This is a genomic window from Butyrivibrio sp. ob235 (genome assembly GCF_900109475.1).
Taxonomy (GTDB): Bacteria; Bacillota; Clostridia; order Lachnospirales; family Lachnospiraceae; genus Butyrivibrio.
This window is the reverse complement of record NZ_FOBE01000030.1, coordinates 1-15411: the sequence shown is the minus strand read 5'-3', so window position 1 is coordinate 15411 and position 15411 is coordinate 1. Positions and strand designations below refer to the sequence as shown.

The following is a 15411-nucleotide window of genomic DNA, read 5'->3' as shown; positions in this document are numbered from 1 at the left end:
TTATCTCTCAATCTTTATCCAAAAATCATCTTCAGCCATACGGCCATCAGTCTTTTCTATAATCATAAGCGGATCATAAAAAGGAATATCAAGTTCCCTCAGCATAAGCTTCATCTTATCCCGCTCTTCCGGGAAGCAACGGGAACGAAGAAACTCCTCATAGTCTGCAAATGTAGGATGCTCATTTCTGCCAAACGCACGATATATGAGATTATCTGTATAATTCTTTATTGAAACTCTCTGATTAATTATATCCACATCAATAATTGTGCAAACTGTATCAAGATAGTAATACCATAGTCTTAGCGGATATTTCTTTTCCGGGAGCATAAGCTGCTCTGCTATTTCAGGATGACGGAGCACAATCTGTGCAAGCAACGTTACAGGTCCGGTAATCTTCTTATCTGAAGTCTCCCATCTCTCAACTGTCGGTTTCGATACATTACAGAAAAGAGCAAACTCAGCCTGTGTCATTCCAAGCTTGTTCCTTAATATCTTAATATCTTTTGCACCTATTGAATTTGGAATTATATATTTTTGAGTTTTCATAAATTAATTTAACCATCAAATTGATGGCTTGTAAAGATATTTTTACCATTATTTTAATGGTTCATATATTATTCACATCTTTATTATATTTTCATCTAAAAAAGCGCACGCTGTTTTAGCGTGCGCCGACAATTCTTTACATATCCCTTATTCTCTAATTCCTTTCAGATAGTCATAAATAGGATATTTAGTTACATACTCTTCCTTACCCCAAACAATTTCTATCTGAGCTCCCTTTCCTGTATCAACATTAATAAGAATCGGAGCATTGAGATTAACTGTCATATTAGTGATGTCTTCCGGAACGGATATTGTAACCAGCATAAGAAGATTCTTATTTGTAAGAGGTTCCAACAGTTCAACATCATCTTCATTGATCTGGGGATTGTAATTGGGTTTTACACATAACGGATCAATGACAGGAAGCGCTATATCAGGATCATCCATTGACTGGAGATACCACACTGCTCCAACGGGTTTATCCTTGTCATGAATTAGTGCAAATTTCTGAAGATCCGGGAATCCCACAAGACCAAATGGCATAGTTATTATCTTCTCATCCTCAATGTCTATCTCGCCAAAGATTCTGGTATTAAGTTTCATTTTTCGTCTCCCTTCTAATACCCCTCATAAGTTAATGAATTCTATTAACATGGCAACTTAAATGCTTGCCTTATTCTCACTTACCCTGAATCTTATCTGCCAAAATCTCTTTTCTTCGATCATTCTTCTGTAATCAAGAAGATTCTCTCTTACTACCTGAGGATCATCCACCGGAGCTATCTGATATCCGGGGATTACCGGAATAAACTTTGCAGCAAGGGAAGCCGTAATCGAATGATCCCCGCAGCTTATGATATATTCCGGACGTACATCCATAATTGTACTGAGGATAATATTCATCTCATCCTCGGAGGGCATTCTGTCATCGCATTGGAAGAACGGTACCGATAGCCCTCTGATATATACGTTGTTGGCATTTGCCAGATACTGCATAGAATTATGTCCCTCTATTCCAAACAAAGGAACCACATTTGAAACCGGTAATAAATCATTCGTATTAATAATGAATGTATTCTGGCACATACTAACCATAATCTCCTGTGCTATGAGGTTGGTAAGATGTGTCTCCCTGTGAGTATCAGTAAGATACTGCTGGGTCAGAATAATAGTCTGATCCGGTCTTCTTTCATGTAATTTTAGAAATTTGCCTACATTTCCAAGCCTGCACTCATAAAACTTTTTACTCCTCTTGTAAATTTTATGAAACAGTCTATCGGATTCTAATGTAATTATATACGGTTTTTGGTATGAAAGATAGCGTGCCTGCATTAATAAGAAAAATCTGTATCTCTCATCAATCCTAATCCCATCAATATAAGCAAGAAATTCCGTATAGAAATCCTTGCTATCCGTAAGTCTGACCATCAGGTGAAGATAAGCTATGTGCCTTAGCATCTCTGCTGTATCTTCGTTAGGGAGGAAGTAAACACTTTTCCTAATTCTGTCAGCAAGTTCTCTCTTGCCTTCCTGGGAAAGCGCTCCGCTTATTATCCTTGCCCCTATCTGAAGCATCTCATCGAAGCACTCCGTAATGTCATCACATGATAATATCTCGACTATTCTGTTTTCGTATTCCTTTACAATTGGAAGTTCGTTCACATTATCACCTAGTTCTTTGATCATAGAACTGAGGCGGTGTAATCTTGGACTTGTTCATTGTAAGATAATAATCAAGGGCTGCCTGTGAAGATTTCCGATTCTGATTTATCTGCCCCTTCGATGAACTAAAGTAGTTCTGTGCGAGCGTCTTGTTACGCTTTTCGCCGGCTTCTATGGAATTAGATAAATCAGTAATCTCTCTGATAAGATTCTGGAAAATTTTTATTTTCTCACGGTGCTTATCTTTGTTCTCTTCAAGCTCCTTCTTTACTCTCTCATACAAGCTTTCAAATCCGTCATTTAGATTCTCAACCCGCCTTATAAGTTCACCTTTGCGACTTATTGCTTCATCAAAGCCTTTTTCATCAAATGCTGTTGTACTTTCAAGTATTTCTCTCTGAGTCTCGTTTTCTTTAACTATTTCTTCCAGAACTTTAATTTTGTCCCTGAGACTCTCTTCCATCATATCCAGGTATGATTCCGTCACCTTTATTTCCCCACTTTCTTCAGATTCGCCATGTAACAGTCACATAGCTTCCCCATCATTTTTTGATTCCATTATCTTATGCACCTGCCTGAACCGTCTGTGGTGCAGGAGCCTGTCCTCTTGAAATCTTGATAGCCTCCATCCATGTATCACGCATGGTATGAATGTGCTTATTCACCTCATTCATGATCTCGAGAGACTGCTCTCTGTGAAGATCTGCTTCAACAAGCCTCTTCATGAGATAGTTATAGACATTCTCAAAATCCTTTGCCACAGGATATTTCATATCAAGTGTGTTATTGAGATAGTCAATAATATTTTCTACCTTGAGAAGGTATGTTGTGAACTTTTTCTCATCTTCCTTCTCAAGTCCCATAATTGCGATATTACAGAACTTTATTGCACCATCATAAAGCATCAGAGTAAGCTCCTCAGGCTTCGCCTGCTGAATCTTGGTATTCTGATACTGATTCATCATATTGCTCTGTCGTGCATAAGGATTTCTTGCTACCGGCATAACATACCTCCGTGTGTCGTGTTGATAACCTCATCTGTCAGCTTCACTGGCACCTTCCCCCACAGGGGAAGTTTCTAAATCATTCTTCTCCTGCCTGAAAAGCTGCTCATCAGCCTGTTCCAAGCATTCCTGCGAGAGAATTGGTCTGTTCATTGAGTTTGGTCATTGCTTTTTCCATCTGAGCAAACTTGTCATAGTACTTATCTTCCATCTTGCCAAGTTTATCCTGCTCATCTTTAAGCTGTGTCTTATACTTATCTACCTGCTTCTTCATCTGCTTATCTTCATAAAGAGTATAAGCGCTGGAGAAATCGGTTGACTTCATAAGATCGCCAAGCTTTGAATACATATCGGATGATATGGTCTTGAAGAACTTGCGAACTATCTCAGGATCTTTGTCTATTTTTGCTTTTAACTTATCTTCCTTGCTGCTTGTAAGATCATCATCCTCATCGCCGTAGATATGCCACTTAATTCTATCTTCCTCTTCACCTTCAAAATATCCGGGAGTAGCAATATGGAATGACCAGAACGAAGTTTTTACCTCAACCCATTCATCCTTTTCCTCATTATAGTCAAGCTCGCCCCAATCGAAGGATTGCATCATGATGTTCTTCATCTCAGTCATGACTCTGAAAATCGTAGGATCTTTCGAAAGAAGGCCTTCGTCAATCTTCTTATTCCAATCCTCAATCTCATCATCTGTCATCTCATCCTTCTGCTCTTTTGTCAGAATGGCATAATCTTTGGCATCATCAGCATTGTACAGTGTATACATTTCTCCGATAAGGTCGTTATATTCCTTCAGGAATCCTTTTACCATATCATAAATACCGCTGGTATCATCACTTGTCTGGAGTGATATATCAGAAGCAATCTGCTTTGCAGTTATGCTGAGCCCGTTAATATCGAAGGTATTACTGTTTGATGTATACACGGCACCGTTCAGGGTGATTTGAGCATCTTCACCGGCATTGTGCACAGCATCTTCATTTGTGCCATAATCAAGCCCCATCGCTGAGACAATTCTCATATCGCTGTGTTCAAAATCGATATCAAAATTCTCATCTTCACCTGATGCTGAAGACGATAAATAAACACGTCCCTGTTTCGCATCAAAGCTGGCATTTAGACCATAACCACTTGAAGACTTAGCCTGTTTAAACTCAGCAAGTGCCTCGGTTACCGATTTGTCAGGATCAATCTTGATATCTACAAATTCTCTGGTATCTTCCTCTCCTTCGGCAGGTGCTTTTCCAAATCTGATTCTCACCATTCCCTTGTAATCAGCATCTGTTATTGCGGGAGTAATTTCATTTCCTTGCTCATCAAGCTCTGCCGGTTTATGAATTCCGGCTGTTCCTGAATACCCTGTCAGATTTGTGATAGAGGTTGTAGCTCTTAGTTCTCCTGTCTTGGAAGAGATTTTTCCACCGGTAAGATAAGCGCTGCTTGCAAGCTTATCAACTGACAGCTTCTGACTACTGTTCATAGCTGTTCCTGATGTCGTAACCGTAACAGCACTCTCATTTGATACGCTCGTCGTCTTTTTTACATAAGATGAATCAAAACGCAGATTACTCAGCGTCTTATTGTAGAAGTTCACAACCTTCTTGTTGAGCTCCTTCCACTTATCCATCTTCATGTCATGTTTTTTCTGATCACTTTTAATTTTATCTACTTTATTGGACTGTACCTTTGTTAACTCTGTAATGATACTCTCTGTATCGAGTCCGGAGGCCAGTCCGGTTATTCTCATGGTCATATGGTGCTCCTTTCTAAAAAAAGCGCAAAATACCCCTTGCACGTTTTTAATAGACTTCCGAAAAGGGATTTATTATCCTTTTTCGTCAACCATAAGTCCGGCCAGTTCCCACGCTTTTGCGATCATGTCGAGAGTTTTCTCCGGCGGCAGCTCCTTGATTGTCTCTCTGGTGGTCTTGTCCACGATCTTGATTGTGATACGGTTAGTATCCTCGTGGATTCCGAACACTGCCTCAGAGTTATTGAACATTTTCTTGTTCATCTCGCTAATAGCGTTCATTATGCGCTTGTTCTCAGCCTCGATCTGTTCCTGTGTCCTCTCCTGGCGGGTAGGCACGTTAGGATTGTTACTTTCCTGTGGTTCTGGCTTAGGTGCGGGAGCCTGCGTAGGCGGAGTCTCCAGTGAAAAATCCGGTTTCTCCTGTCCCTGACCTGCACCCTCAGGAAAATTAACAACGCGCTCTGCCTTCTGGACATCGGGAATCTGTGTTGTGCCTACTGCACCAATGTTTCCGATTGCTTCCATAGCCATCTCGCTCACCTCCTTGTGTTTCTTTTACAGCGGCTATCCCTTTCCGCTTTTTTCATATCAGTATGCCTAAAAATATACATAAACATACTTATACTATCCTCTATCCATTATATCGGATGTAAACACAGAACATTTAGGTTCTTATAGTTTTTTAATAAAATGTTTATATACAGGATAGAAATATCCCCTCATCCGCCCTTCGGGCACCTTCCCCCGAAGGGGGAAGGCAAAAAAAGTCCCATACACTTACGTGCACGGGACTCCCACAACATCGTATTTAATTATTACTGTTTCAAAAGGTCTGCCAGTGCGGAAATACCGTCTGTATTTGTAGCAGCCTTGTTCTCTTCCTGGATCTGCAGATATACTTCTTTTCTGTAGATTGGAACCTCCTTCGGTGCGGCGATTCCCACCTTCACCTGATCTCCCCTGATGTCTAAAATTGTAATCTCAATATTATTGTTAACGATGATAGACTCGTTCTTTTTTCTGGATAATGCTAACATAGCTCTTCCTCTCTCTCCTTTTTTATACCAAGCTCCCCACAGAAGTACCTTAAGTAAAATTAACGCTGTGCCAACTCCTTCTGTTTCTGAAGATAGTCATAAATAGGGTATTTTACAGGATAATCATCGTCGTCAATAATGATCTGACATGCCTTGCAGTTACCCGAATTGATGATGATAGGCCCCTTCAGATTGACTGTCATCTTAGTGATATCCTGAGGAACAGTCACGGTTACCAGAACCAGAAGATCCTCATCCTCAAGAGGAAGTATGTCCTTAATGTTTTCCTCCGGAACTACAGGATTGAAGTCCGGTTTAACGTAAAGCGGATCCATAACCGGCATAGCGAAAACCGGGTCATCAAGTGACTGAAGCCATCTGATGTTGTTGGTATCCTTATCTTTATCATGCATGAGCGCAAACTGCGTCATGTCCGGAAAACCGATAATACCCTTCGGAAACTCTATGATCTTGCTATCTTCAATATCAATCTCTCCGAAAATTCTGGTTGTTAATTTCATTCTGGTACCCCTCCATATGAAAAAACATCACTACTATTCATTGTAGACAAGTTAACGGTATTTAGCAAGTAAATAAAGTATAAAGTGCTCCCCTCATTCCCTCATCCGCCCTTCGGGCACCTTCCCCCAGAGGGGGAAGGCATTTTATATTTCTTCCCCCCAGGGGAAAGGCATTTTATATTTCCTCCCCCAAGGGGGAAGGCATCTTTTCTACCGTATCAGATGTAGTTCATCAGTGTATCTTTACCAATCTTACCGGTTGCCATGAGAGCTGCCTGGTAGGTGAGCTGTGCAGTTGCGAGATTGGTTGCTGTCTCTGCAAGATCAGCGTCCTCATTATCGGACTGCAAAGTCTTGAAGGTTGTGGTCTGGTCCTGAAGTCTGGAGTTGATTAGCTCAAGTCTCTTACTTCTTGTACCGTTATCGGTTACCGCAACATTCGCTTTATCAAGAGCTTCCTGGATGCTGGTGATCTTGTGCTCGAATTCCTCCTGGATGTTCTGGCGGAGGTAATCATATGCCTTCTTGCAGGCATCGATTTCGTTCTGAACAACTCTTATTTCATCCTCATCTGTGAGGTCTGCGATTTTTTCCTTAAGAGTTTCAAGAGTTGTATTTACGACATTTATCTGAGCTGCGAGCTGATCAAGGTCGTAGATGTCTCTCTTCATTGTTGTTGTGAAAACCGAATTCGCAGAGGTATTGACTGTGATTTTCTGGGAATATCCAACGTCATACTGGATATCGTGAGGTGCGTTACCGCCGTTGTAAATAACACCGTCCGCATCCACACAGCCAAACAGATTCTGAGGTCTGATGTCTCCCTGCTCCCATTCCTTCTTGTCGTAAACAACATCAATTGTGTTGGCATTGCTGATAAAAGCAAGTGAACTCAGTTTCTCTGTCAGATAATCGTTAAGAAGGATTTCACCGGTTTTTGCATTGAGATAAACCATATTGTTCAAAGTCTTTGAGTACTCCTCATAAGCTTCCAAAAACATCTCTTCATCTCTTGCGGCATTTCCGAAATTATAGCTGCTTCTCTTGGGTGCGTACTCGCCCTTGAGCTGTTTGTATGCCTCGTCAATCTCATCATCTGTGGAGGTTGAATAGAGGATATGATCGCTATCGATTTTTATTGTAGTCTCTTTGTATGAGGAGTGAATACTTCCGTTTGCTGTTACCTGAAGCACTGTCTTGGTAGCGTTTCCGTACTCATCCTGCTCGGTTGCCTTCTCGATCTTGTAGGTTCCGTCTCCGCTTACGGTTGCAACGAATTCGTTATCAACTTCAACCTTATACTGCTGACCAACGGGTCCAAGGAGCGGCATTGTAACTTCGGTATTTTCTCCATCTGAAAAGGCCAATGTTGTTACACTTGTGGTATGCATGGAAACTATCGCGCTCTCAATTCCTGTGGGAACATCGAACTGTCCGTCTCCGTCGCCGTCTGTCAGAACTCCGTCTTTACTAACTTCGAACTGATAAACATCATAGGACGTAAGATCTGTCACATTGATGATGTAACCTCTCTCGGGATGAGTGATGCTTGCTCTCTCTGCGGTGTACATATAATTGCCGACAGTTACTGTATAGGTATCTGAAAGCGGAACATATGCATTCTGCTCCACGCCTTCGCTGTTTACAAAAGTAAGATCAAAATATGTAAGATTTGTATCTGTTATTGAAGAGGTTGCTTCCTGAGCCAGATTTTCCCTGAACTTCAGCTCCGCATAGTTTCCATCTCCGACTGTGTAATCGAGGTTGTCATAGGAGCATCTGATTCTTCCGATTTCAACCTGGCGGATGTCATCCTCCTTTGTCTCATTTTTAAATCTTCCTGAGGTGCTGGTATCAAGAACGTCGCCGGCATTGAGATACTGCATATTAAGAGTTCTGCAGGACTTGCTGATATCGCCCGCGTTGAATTCGTCATTTATATCTGTGAAATTCTCTGTCGTGGGATTTGAATAGGACAGAGCTGTATCAGTCCTGAACCCTGTGAAAATATAGCGTCCGGCGTAATCAACATTACCTGTGGAATAGTACTCTGCTGAGAGAGCATCCAGCTGGGTAACGATTGTGTTGAGGTCAGCCATGGTGAGATCTTTATTCGCACCTCTGTTGGCCTGCTGAATCGCGTCCGTGAGAACATCGGTAATTGTGGAAAGGGCATCCTCAGTTACTCCCATCCAGCTCTTTGCATCCTTGGCATTTTTGTCGTAGTACTGGTCAAGCTGTGTAACTGTGGATCTGAGTCTCAAAGCTCTGATTGCAATAACCGGGTCGTCAGAAGGTCTGGCAATCTTTTTTCCTGTTGCCATCTGAGTGTTCACTTCATCCTCTGCCACCTTGTTGTTATTGATGTTGTAGAGTGAGTTGTTGTTCATTATCTTGTTGGTAATTCTCATGGTAAAACCTCTCTTTAAACTCCTGTCTGAGTTATCAGTCTGTCATAAACCTCTGTGAGCGTGTTTATCATCTTTGAGTTGAGTGTGTAGCTGTGCTCGAACTGAACAAGTGCCGAAGCTTCTTCATCCTCATCAACGCCCATTACGCTGAGTCTCTGATTTCCTATAGTCTTCTCCAGTGCTGTGTAGGTCTCTTCCAATGTGCCGGAATTGCTGGTATTGAGCGCCACATCTCCGAGAACCTTATCCAGGAACTCGCCGCTTGTAGCTCCCCTGAAGATATCTTCTTTATTGAAAAATTCGTTCAGTGTCTCAATATTTCTGTACTCCGATTCGCCCTCGGTCACATCCTGTTTGGTTGCCAGTAGATCGGAATTGCTTCGAAGTTCCCTTGTAACTGTAAAGTTTCCTGCAGTAACTTCGTAGTAGCCTTTATTGTTTGAGAGGGAAGTGAGCTGAGGATATGAAAACTGTGCGTTTGAATCCATGTCGCTCGTTCCTGTCAAAATATAGCGTCCTTCAAGTGAGTCTGCAGTGTAGCCCTTGGACATTATGTCGTTTACTCTGTCTGAAAAACGTCTTATCCACTCGTTCATCTGCTGCATGTAGTACGGAATGCCCTGATATGAAAAATCGGCTCCGACTGTTGCTGTCCTATATTTGGGAGGAGTTGTCGACCTTGTACTCTCCGCTGTAAGTATGAAGGTGTAGGTATCACCGCCGTCGTACTGCCAGTCCTCGTACGAATAAATCTTACTTGCAACTTCGATTTTTCCTGCAGCAGGAAGTGTACATTTTGTCATGTCCATAAGATCGGGATCCGAAACCTTGATTGTTACTGTTGTAAGTCCGGTCTTCTGATCTTTTACCGAGTTCTGAACTTCGCCGCTAAAGAAGAAGCTGTTGTTTCCGTCTCTCATATCGATGAGGCCCTGAAGTTCTCCGCCGATCAACTTATTATCAAGATCAAATACGTCAAGTTTGCTGGTATCGTCGCCGTCCTTAAAGCTTGTGGGTGCCCATTTGATGTCGTAAAGTCCGACGATGTCTGACTGGTTTACATTTTCATTTGCTTCTCTTGCTATACATACAAGCTTTCTGTAGGAGTAGGAATCAAGGAGCTGCTGCTTTCCTGCGATATTTACGATAAGTCTTGTTGCTCCGGTCTCACGCTCGGGATTACTTGCATCGACAACCTTGGTTTCCTTTACTTCTATATTTACTATTTTTGAAAGCTTATCAAGAAGCTCATCTCTCTGATCTCTCAGCTCATTCGCTCTTGAACCCTGCATCTCGATGATGTTGATCTGCTTGTTAAGGGAACAAATCTGTTCTGCGTAGGAATTGATCGTATCGCAGTCCATTTTTATCTCCTGGTTGATATCGTTCTGGAGCTGTTTTAATGATTCTGACATGTGGTTAAAGTAGTCGGTGATCTGTGAGAGCGATGATACGAAAGTCGCCTTGGATTCGGTAGTTCCAGAAGCCTTCATAACGTCCTGCAGCGCTGACTGCATCTTGGAGAAAAGGCTTGAGAACCCAGTTGTTCCATCGTCCTTAAAGTACTCCTCTGCCAACTCATTGAAGTAATTTCTCTGAGATACTCTTCCGAGAAGTGACTCGTTGGTTCTGTACTTGACGTCGTAGAACTCATCTCTTACTCGCTCAATCGCGATGGTGTCAACACCGGCACCTGCGCATCCATAAGTTGTGAAAACTCTGAGCGCATCCGATGCTCTCTGATCAACCTTCTGTCTGCTGTATTCATCGGTATTGGCATTGGCGATATTATTTGCTGTTGTATTAAGTGCTGCGTTCGCCGCTCTAAGTCCCGATGCAGCTATGTTTAATCCAAAAAATGTTGAAGGCATATCTTTTCCTTTCTTTAGCCTTCCCCCTGGGGGCGCTCGACGTCCGGGGTTGCTACTCGTCCGGGGGACGAGTGCTTAGCAACGACCGGAGTGGAACGTAGACCGTCGGTTCAGCGCGGACCGAAGCGGAGCGAAGACAGGTGGCACGAAGTGCCGGATGAGGGGATTACGAGCCAAGCGCCGTAACCACGTGCTCGAGCATCTCGCTGACTACATTTATATATCTACTCGATGCATTGAATGCATTCTGGAACTTAATCATGAATTCAAGTTCTTCATCACTTGATACTCCGACGATCTGCTCTCTCGCGTTAGATACTGCAGACACTGTCAGTTCCTGATTGGACTTGATTCCCTTATATACATCACCTGAGTTCGCAACCTGTGAAACCAGCATGTTGTAATATCCTACGAAATCAGTCTTTGTTGCCACGTTGGGGTTGATGAGATATTTTGCTGTGGTGAAAGCACTCTTCAGCTTCTCAACCGTATCATTATCTTCACTTCCGTCTGCGAGGAGGAACTTCATTGCTGTGGGCTCTGCCATATAAAGCGGATTAACTGCGATGTTGGTGATTATGTAGCCCTTTCTGTTTTCTCCTGCCTTGTGATTTTCATCGATGTCGTAGTTGAGGCAATCCTCTTCGTTAAGGACTTTGAAAAGATCGTAATCGGAAGTTCTTCCTTCCACCTCACCGAGAGTTACGGGGTTACTTCCCGCATCCTCATACACCTGATTTATTGCTGTGCAGATATTCTTGATCATCTGGTCGAACTCTGCTTCCACGTTCATGATAACTGACTGTGCGATGTTTGTATTGTAGTAGGCACCTGTCGGATCATCTGTTATATCGTGATAATTTGCGTGGTGGTCACCTCTTGCAAGAAGTGTTGAGCGGAGTTTTCCGATATCTGTGTTCATTGCTGTGGAGACTGTCTGTGTAAGGTCAAATACCTTAGCTCCTCTAATATCTGTTACTACCCATTCTTCCTGGATAGGATCGTATTCTTTCTTTGCTGCGAACTCCCAGTAAGGAGTGTTATATCCTGAAGGGCTTCCGCCTTTATCTGCCGGAAGTGTATTGTCACATGCCATGTGGTTCACATGATCTGTTGTTACGAACTGTGTTCCCTCAAACTGTACAAGTACATTTCCGAAGATGTCTTCGTAGTAGCTAATTCTTCCGAGCTCTCCGAGCTGATCGAGAAGAAGATTTCTCTCATCTCTAAGATCGTTTGCATGCTCCTGATTTCCCGACTCTATCTCAACTATCTGAAGGTTAAGCTCTTTTATCCTGTCACCGATCTTATTGATCTGCTCAACCAGATCCGCAACCTTGAGATCCATGTTATCCTGGTAATTTGTGAGTCCTTCGTACACACTGTTCGCTCTTGTGATAAACTCGTTAGCTCTTGTCACGAGGGTGCTCTGGTTAACCGCAGATGTGGGATTTTTACTCATCTCCTGAACCGCTACCCAGAGGTTACTGAGAGAATCCGCGAACTCATTTCCGTTCATCTCCTGAAGCTGATCCTCGATCTCTTCAAGGGTTGTAACAGACACATCATAGAAAGCCTGTCTTCCTGACTCCTGCCTGTAGCTCTGGTCAAGGAACAAACTTCTGACCTGTTTACAATTGTTGTAAACAACTCCGAGTCCTGTCTGTTTCCAGGAAATTATTCTGAAATCCTTTTCAGTGGTGATGTAAGGGCGAGTGCCCTGTGAAACCTGTTGTCTCGTATAGCCTTCCGTGTCTATATTTGACATATTGTGGGCGGTGGTGTTCAGAGCGTTACTTGATGTCTGAAGTCCCGATGCTCCAATATATAAGCTTCCCATTAAAGATGCCATGTATTTACCTCATTGCCTATGTGAGCTTGTCTAGATATCCCTTTTCCGGACTGACATCTGCTGTTTTGGTAAGGGCTATCCCTGTCAATTACACTATTACTCATATAATGTATCGGTTAATTTGGCTATTTACTTATATATATGCGCTCACTTTTTTTCTGTTTTCTCTTACCGTTTTTCATGCATAAAAATAAGTCTATTTCATGTTTTCACAGAAGTAGACTTATGTTTTTCAGGAAAAATCTTCTTTATATTGTTAATCCGTAAATCCATTTCTTCAAAATTTGAAAATTGACTTACACCTATGCCAAAGTTTACTTTATTACAATTATTTAACATCACTGCTTCGCATCAAACCTTCCCATAGGTGCAACCCCGATCAGATCACCTCTGGTGCCGGCTTTTCTTGTATAGTTTGCAGTTTCAGGTGCACGTCTTGCTGCCTGAATGATATTCATCTCATACTGAACCATCTCAAGTGAACTCTGAAGCAGAATCTGGTTCTGATCATTAACTCTCTGAACATTTTCTGCCAGTGATTTAAGCTTGTCTCTCATCTGTGCAAGACTTCTCTGCTCATTGGGCCTTGAATCAAGCATTCTGATAAGTTCGATAAGCTTGAGATTGTTGCCCTTCTCTCCTATTACATCGGCGATAGCGTCCATGGCAGCTTCTCTTTCTTTGTCCACAGCTGCAATAAGGGAAACCACAGCCTGCTCATCTCCTGAAATCTTGGAAAGTTCTTTCAGATCTCTCTGGATTATCACCGGTGTCTTCTTGCCGGACAAAACCAGAAGTCTTTCATATAATGCACATTCTCTGTCAAGAGCATCAACAAGATTCTGTAATAAGCTTGCCATAGTACTACCTCCAGATGAAGTTCGGTAGTGTCAAATTTACTACCCGTTTTTAGTTCTAAAACCTTGATTTATTGGGAGTCCAAAATAAAAAGAGCATTGACCCCCTCTTTTGGTATAATGTCAATCGCCAAACCAACATTCCCAGAAAAGGAAACAATGCTCATGGACATTATACTTTATTTACTTCAACTCATTCAACAGCTCTATCAGCAGAACTGCTGGCTGATAAATTTTATCTGCAGATATATACCTCTTAAGCAGTGGGCTTTCGATGATTCCCATTCTCCCAAATATCAGAAGTTCAAAGTTGATGAACTTCCAAAGATTGTCTACTACCATCAGGATTGGGACTGGAAGGACCTTAACAACTACTATACTCAGCGCTATGGCAACCCCGTTAAACCAATCAAAAGACGTTCAGAATGCGATATCCCGGAGGAATGTTCTTGTCCATCATGTCATGCACCACAGCCATATCTCTACAAGAACAATGGTAAAGCTGGACAGCTCATGTGTAAGATCTGCCAGACTACTTTTACGCCTGAGGACAATCGCTTTGATAAACAGTTATCTTTAAAATGTCCTCACTGCCAGCATACTCTTGTACGTATAAAAGACCGTAAGCACTTCGCCATCCATAAGTGTGTTAATCCCAAATGTCCTTACTATCTCAGCAACCTTAAAAAAGTCGATAAAGAGGATCTATCCGAAGAGAATGGCAAGTATAAATACAAGCTTCACTACATCTATCGCGAATTCTCGATAGATTTTTTTAAGATGGATTTGAACTCTCTTCCAAAGAATGCATCATCACTTAAGTTCAGCAAACATAACGCTTATATCATGTCTCTGTGTCTGACCTTTCACGTAAACCTGGGCTTATCTCTCCGTAAAACACGGCAGGCATTATCTGATCTGTACGGTATATCCATATCCCATCAGCAGATCGCCAACTACTGCAAAACAGCAGCCATATGCGTCAAACCTTTCGTTGATGACTATCCCTATGAGAAGGGATCTGTTTTTACCGCCGACGAAACATATATCAAAGTCCGTGGTATAAAAGGCTATATCTGGTTCATCTTAAATGCAGCTACCCGCGCAATCATCGGTTATCAGGTATCCGACAACCGTGGTGTTGGTCCATGCATTCTTGCAATGAGAATGGCTTTTAAGGGTATCACTGAACTTCCGAAGAACTTCAAGTTTATCGCTGATGGATACAGTGCGTATCCTCTGGCTGCCCAGCAATTCTTCAGGCAGTTTGGAGATAAGTTCAAGTTTGAAATCACCCAGGTAATAGGCTTGCAGAATGATGATGAAGTATCCACAGAGTTCCGTCCCTTCAAGCAGATGATAGAGCGTCTGAACCGTACCTACAAAGCCTCATATCGCATTACAAACGGCTTCGATAATTACGATGGTGCCAACTATGATCTGACTCTCTGGGTTGCCTACTACAACTTCCTGAGGCCTCACAAGCACAATGGATATAAACCTCCAGTTGTAGACGAGATACTGTCAAATGCCGAAAATATGCCAGCACGATGGCAAACGATGATCTACTTCGGACAGAAGAAAATCCTGGAACTTCAGTCAGCTGATTGCTCTTAGATTCTGAGCCTGAGGTAATAACCCAGCCACCGCGTTAGCGGCATTGCCCTTGATGGCACAATAAATAACTGCTAAACTGCTGAAATCGACGGAGAAAACCTGATTGCTCTTGAGTTCTTCGCCGTCGGTGATTAACCGTCAGCAGTTATTTATTGTGCTGTCAAGGGTGGCGTCCGGTTACCTCAATGTAAATATCTGCGATTTTCAAGGTTCATCTGAGCCTATTTTTTTGACTCAGTTTTTTCATAGATCATTTGACACTATC

The 15411-nt window shown here is 42.3% G+C and carries 14 protein-coding genes; 1 reads left to right on the top strand and 13 read right to left on the bottom strand.

What is annotated here, in order from left to right:
• The 13 genes from BMW61_RS17150 to BMW61_RS17090 all read right to left on the bottom strand — a co-directional run bounded on the left by BMW61_RS17150 (window position 1) and on the right by BMW61_RS17090 (window position 13532).
• Window positions 1-549 (bottom strand): helix-turn-helix domain-containing protein, encoded by a 549-nt coding sequence (locus tag BMW61_RS17150; RefSeq protein ID WP_091824426.1) that lies wholly within the window; start codon window positions 547-549, stop codon window positions 1-3.
• 147 nt (window positions 550-696) lie between these two features.
• Window positions 697-1152, bottom strand: a complete 456-nt coding sequence (gene fliW / locus BMW61_RS17145) for a flagellar assembly protein FliW (protein WP_091824423.1) — start codon at window positions 1150-1152, stop codon at window positions 697-699.
• Window positions 1153-1209: 57 nt separating this feature from the next.
• Window positions 1210-2211 (bottom strand): hypothetical protein, encoded by a 1002-nt coding sequence (locus BMW61_RS17140; protein WP_175475278.1) that lies wholly within the window; start codon window positions 2209-2211, stop codon window positions 1210-1212.
• 4 nt (window positions 2212-2215) lie between these two features.
• Window positions 2216-2698: a hypothetical protein gene (locus BMW61_RS17135; RefSeq protein ID WP_091824417.1), complete on the bottom strand. Its 483-nt coding sequence runs from the start codon at window positions 2696-2698 to the stop codon at window positions 2216-2218.
• Between the two features lie 76 nt (window positions 2699-2774).
• Window positions 2775-3215, bottom strand: coding sequence for a flagellar export chaperone FliS (fliS, locus tag BMW61_RS17130; RefSeq protein ID WP_242876788.1), 441 nt, complete (start codon window positions 3213-3215; stop codon window positions 2775-2777).
• Between the two features lie 109 nt (window positions 3216-3324).
• Window positions 3325-4980, bottom strand: coding sequence for a flagellar filament capping protein FliD (fliD, locus tag BMW61_RS17125; protein ID WP_091824415.1), 1656 nt, complete (start codon window positions 4978-4980; stop codon window positions 3325-3327).
• Window positions 4981-5052: 72 nt separating this feature from the next.
• The gene (locus tag BMW61_RS17120; RefSeq protein ID WP_091824412.1) at window positions 5053-5511 is read right to left on the bottom strand and encodes a flagellar protein FlaG; all 459 of its coding nucleotides are present in this window, start codon (window positions 5509-5511) and stop codon (window positions 5053-5055) included.
• Window positions 5512-5795: 284 nt separating this feature from the next.
• Entirely contained in the window at window positions 5796-6017 is a 222-nt protein-coding gene (gene csrA, locus BMW61_RS17115; protein ID WP_022761402.1) for a carbon storage regulator CsrA, read from the bottom strand.
• A gap of 59 nt (window positions 6018-6076) precedes the next feature.
• Window positions 6077-6538: a flagellar assembly protein FliW gene (gene fliW / locus BMW61_RS17110; protein WP_091824409.1), complete on the bottom strand. Its 462-nt coding sequence runs from the start codon at window positions 6536-6538 to the stop codon at window positions 6077-6079.
• A 218-nt stretch (window positions 6539-6756) separates the two neighbouring features.
• Window positions 6757-8949 (bottom strand): flagellin N-terminal helical domain-containing protein, encoded by a 2193-nt coding sequence (locus BMW61_RS17105; RefSeq protein ID WP_091824407.1) that lies wholly within the window; start codon window positions 8947-8949, stop codon window positions 6757-6759.
• A 14-nt stretch (window positions 8950-8963) separates the two neighbouring features.
• On the bottom strand, window positions 8964-10820 hold the full coding sequence (gene flgK / locus BMW61_RS17100) for a flagellar hook-associated protein FlgK (protein ID WP_091824404.1): 1857 nt from the start codon (window positions 10818-10820) through the stop codon (window positions 8964-8966).
• A 166-nt stretch (window positions 10821-10986) separates the two neighbouring features.
• Window positions 10987-12672, bottom strand: a complete 1686-nt coding sequence (gene flgK / locus BMW61_RS17095; protein WP_026498578.1) for a flagellar hook-associated protein FlgK — start codon at window positions 12670-12672, stop codon at window positions 10987-10989.
• A gap of 338 nt (window positions 12673-13010) precedes the next feature.
• Window positions 13011-13532, bottom strand: coding sequence for a flagellar protein FlgN (locus tag BMW61_RS17090; RefSeq protein WP_022763284.1), 522 nt, complete (start codon window positions 13530-13532; stop codon window positions 13011-13013).
• A gap of 162 nt (window positions 13533-13694) precedes the next feature.
• Here BMW61_RS17090 and BMW61_RS17085 point away from each other — a divergent pair, with 162 nt between their 5' ends.
• On the top strand, window positions 13695-15146 hold the full coding sequence (locus BMW61_RS17085; protein WP_091824402.1) for a DDE-type integrase/transposase/recombinase: 1452 nt from the start codon (window positions 13695-13697) through the stop codon (window positions 15144-15146).
• The last annotated feature ends 265 nt before the right edge of the window (window positions 15147-15411 follow it).

Coding starts and splice junctions, on each gene's coding strand:
- BMW61_RS17150 (WP_091824426.1), bottom strand. CDS start 549: ATGAAAACTCAAAAATATATAATTCCAAATTCAATAGGTGCAAAAGAT.
- fliW (WP_091824423.1), bottom strand. CDS start 1,152: ATGAAACTTAATACCAGAATCTTTGGCGAGATAGACATTGAGGATGAG.
- fliS (WP_242876788.1), bottom strand. CDS start 3,215: ATGCCGGTAGCAAGAAATCCTTATGCACGACAGAGCAATATGATGAAT.
- fliD (WP_091824415.1), bottom strand. CDS start 4,980: ATGACCATGAGAATAACCGGACTGGCCTCCGGACTCGATACAGAGAGT.
- BMW61_RS17120 (WP_091824412.1), bottom strand. CDS start 5,511: ATGGCTATGGAAGCAATCGGAAACATTGGTGCAGTAGGCACAACACAG.
- csrA (WP_022761402.1), bottom strand. CDS start 6,017: ATGTTAGCATTATCCAGAAAAAAGAACGAGTCTATCATCGTTAACAAT.
- fliW (WP_091824409.1), bottom strand. CDS start 6,538: ATGAAATTAACAACCAGAATTTTCGGAGAGATTGATATTGAAGATAGC.
- BMW61_RS17105 (WP_091824407.1), bottom strand. CDS start 8,949: ATGAGAATTACCAACAAGATAATGAACAACAACTCACTCTACAACATC.
- flgK (WP_091824404.1), bottom strand. CDS start 10,820: ATGCCTTCAACATTTTTTGGATTAAACATAGCTGCATCGGGACTTAGA.
- flgK (WP_026498578.1), bottom strand. CDS start 12,672: ATGGCATCTTTAATGGGAAGCTTATATATTGGAGCATCGGGACTTCAG.
- BMW61_RS17090 (WP_022763284.1), bottom strand. CDS start 13,532: ATGGCAAGCTTATTACAGAATCTTGTTGATGCTCTTGACAGAGAATGT.
- BMW61_RS17085 (WP_091824402.1), top strand. CDS start 13,695: ATGGACATTATACTTTATTTACTTCAACTCATTCAACAGCTCTATCAG.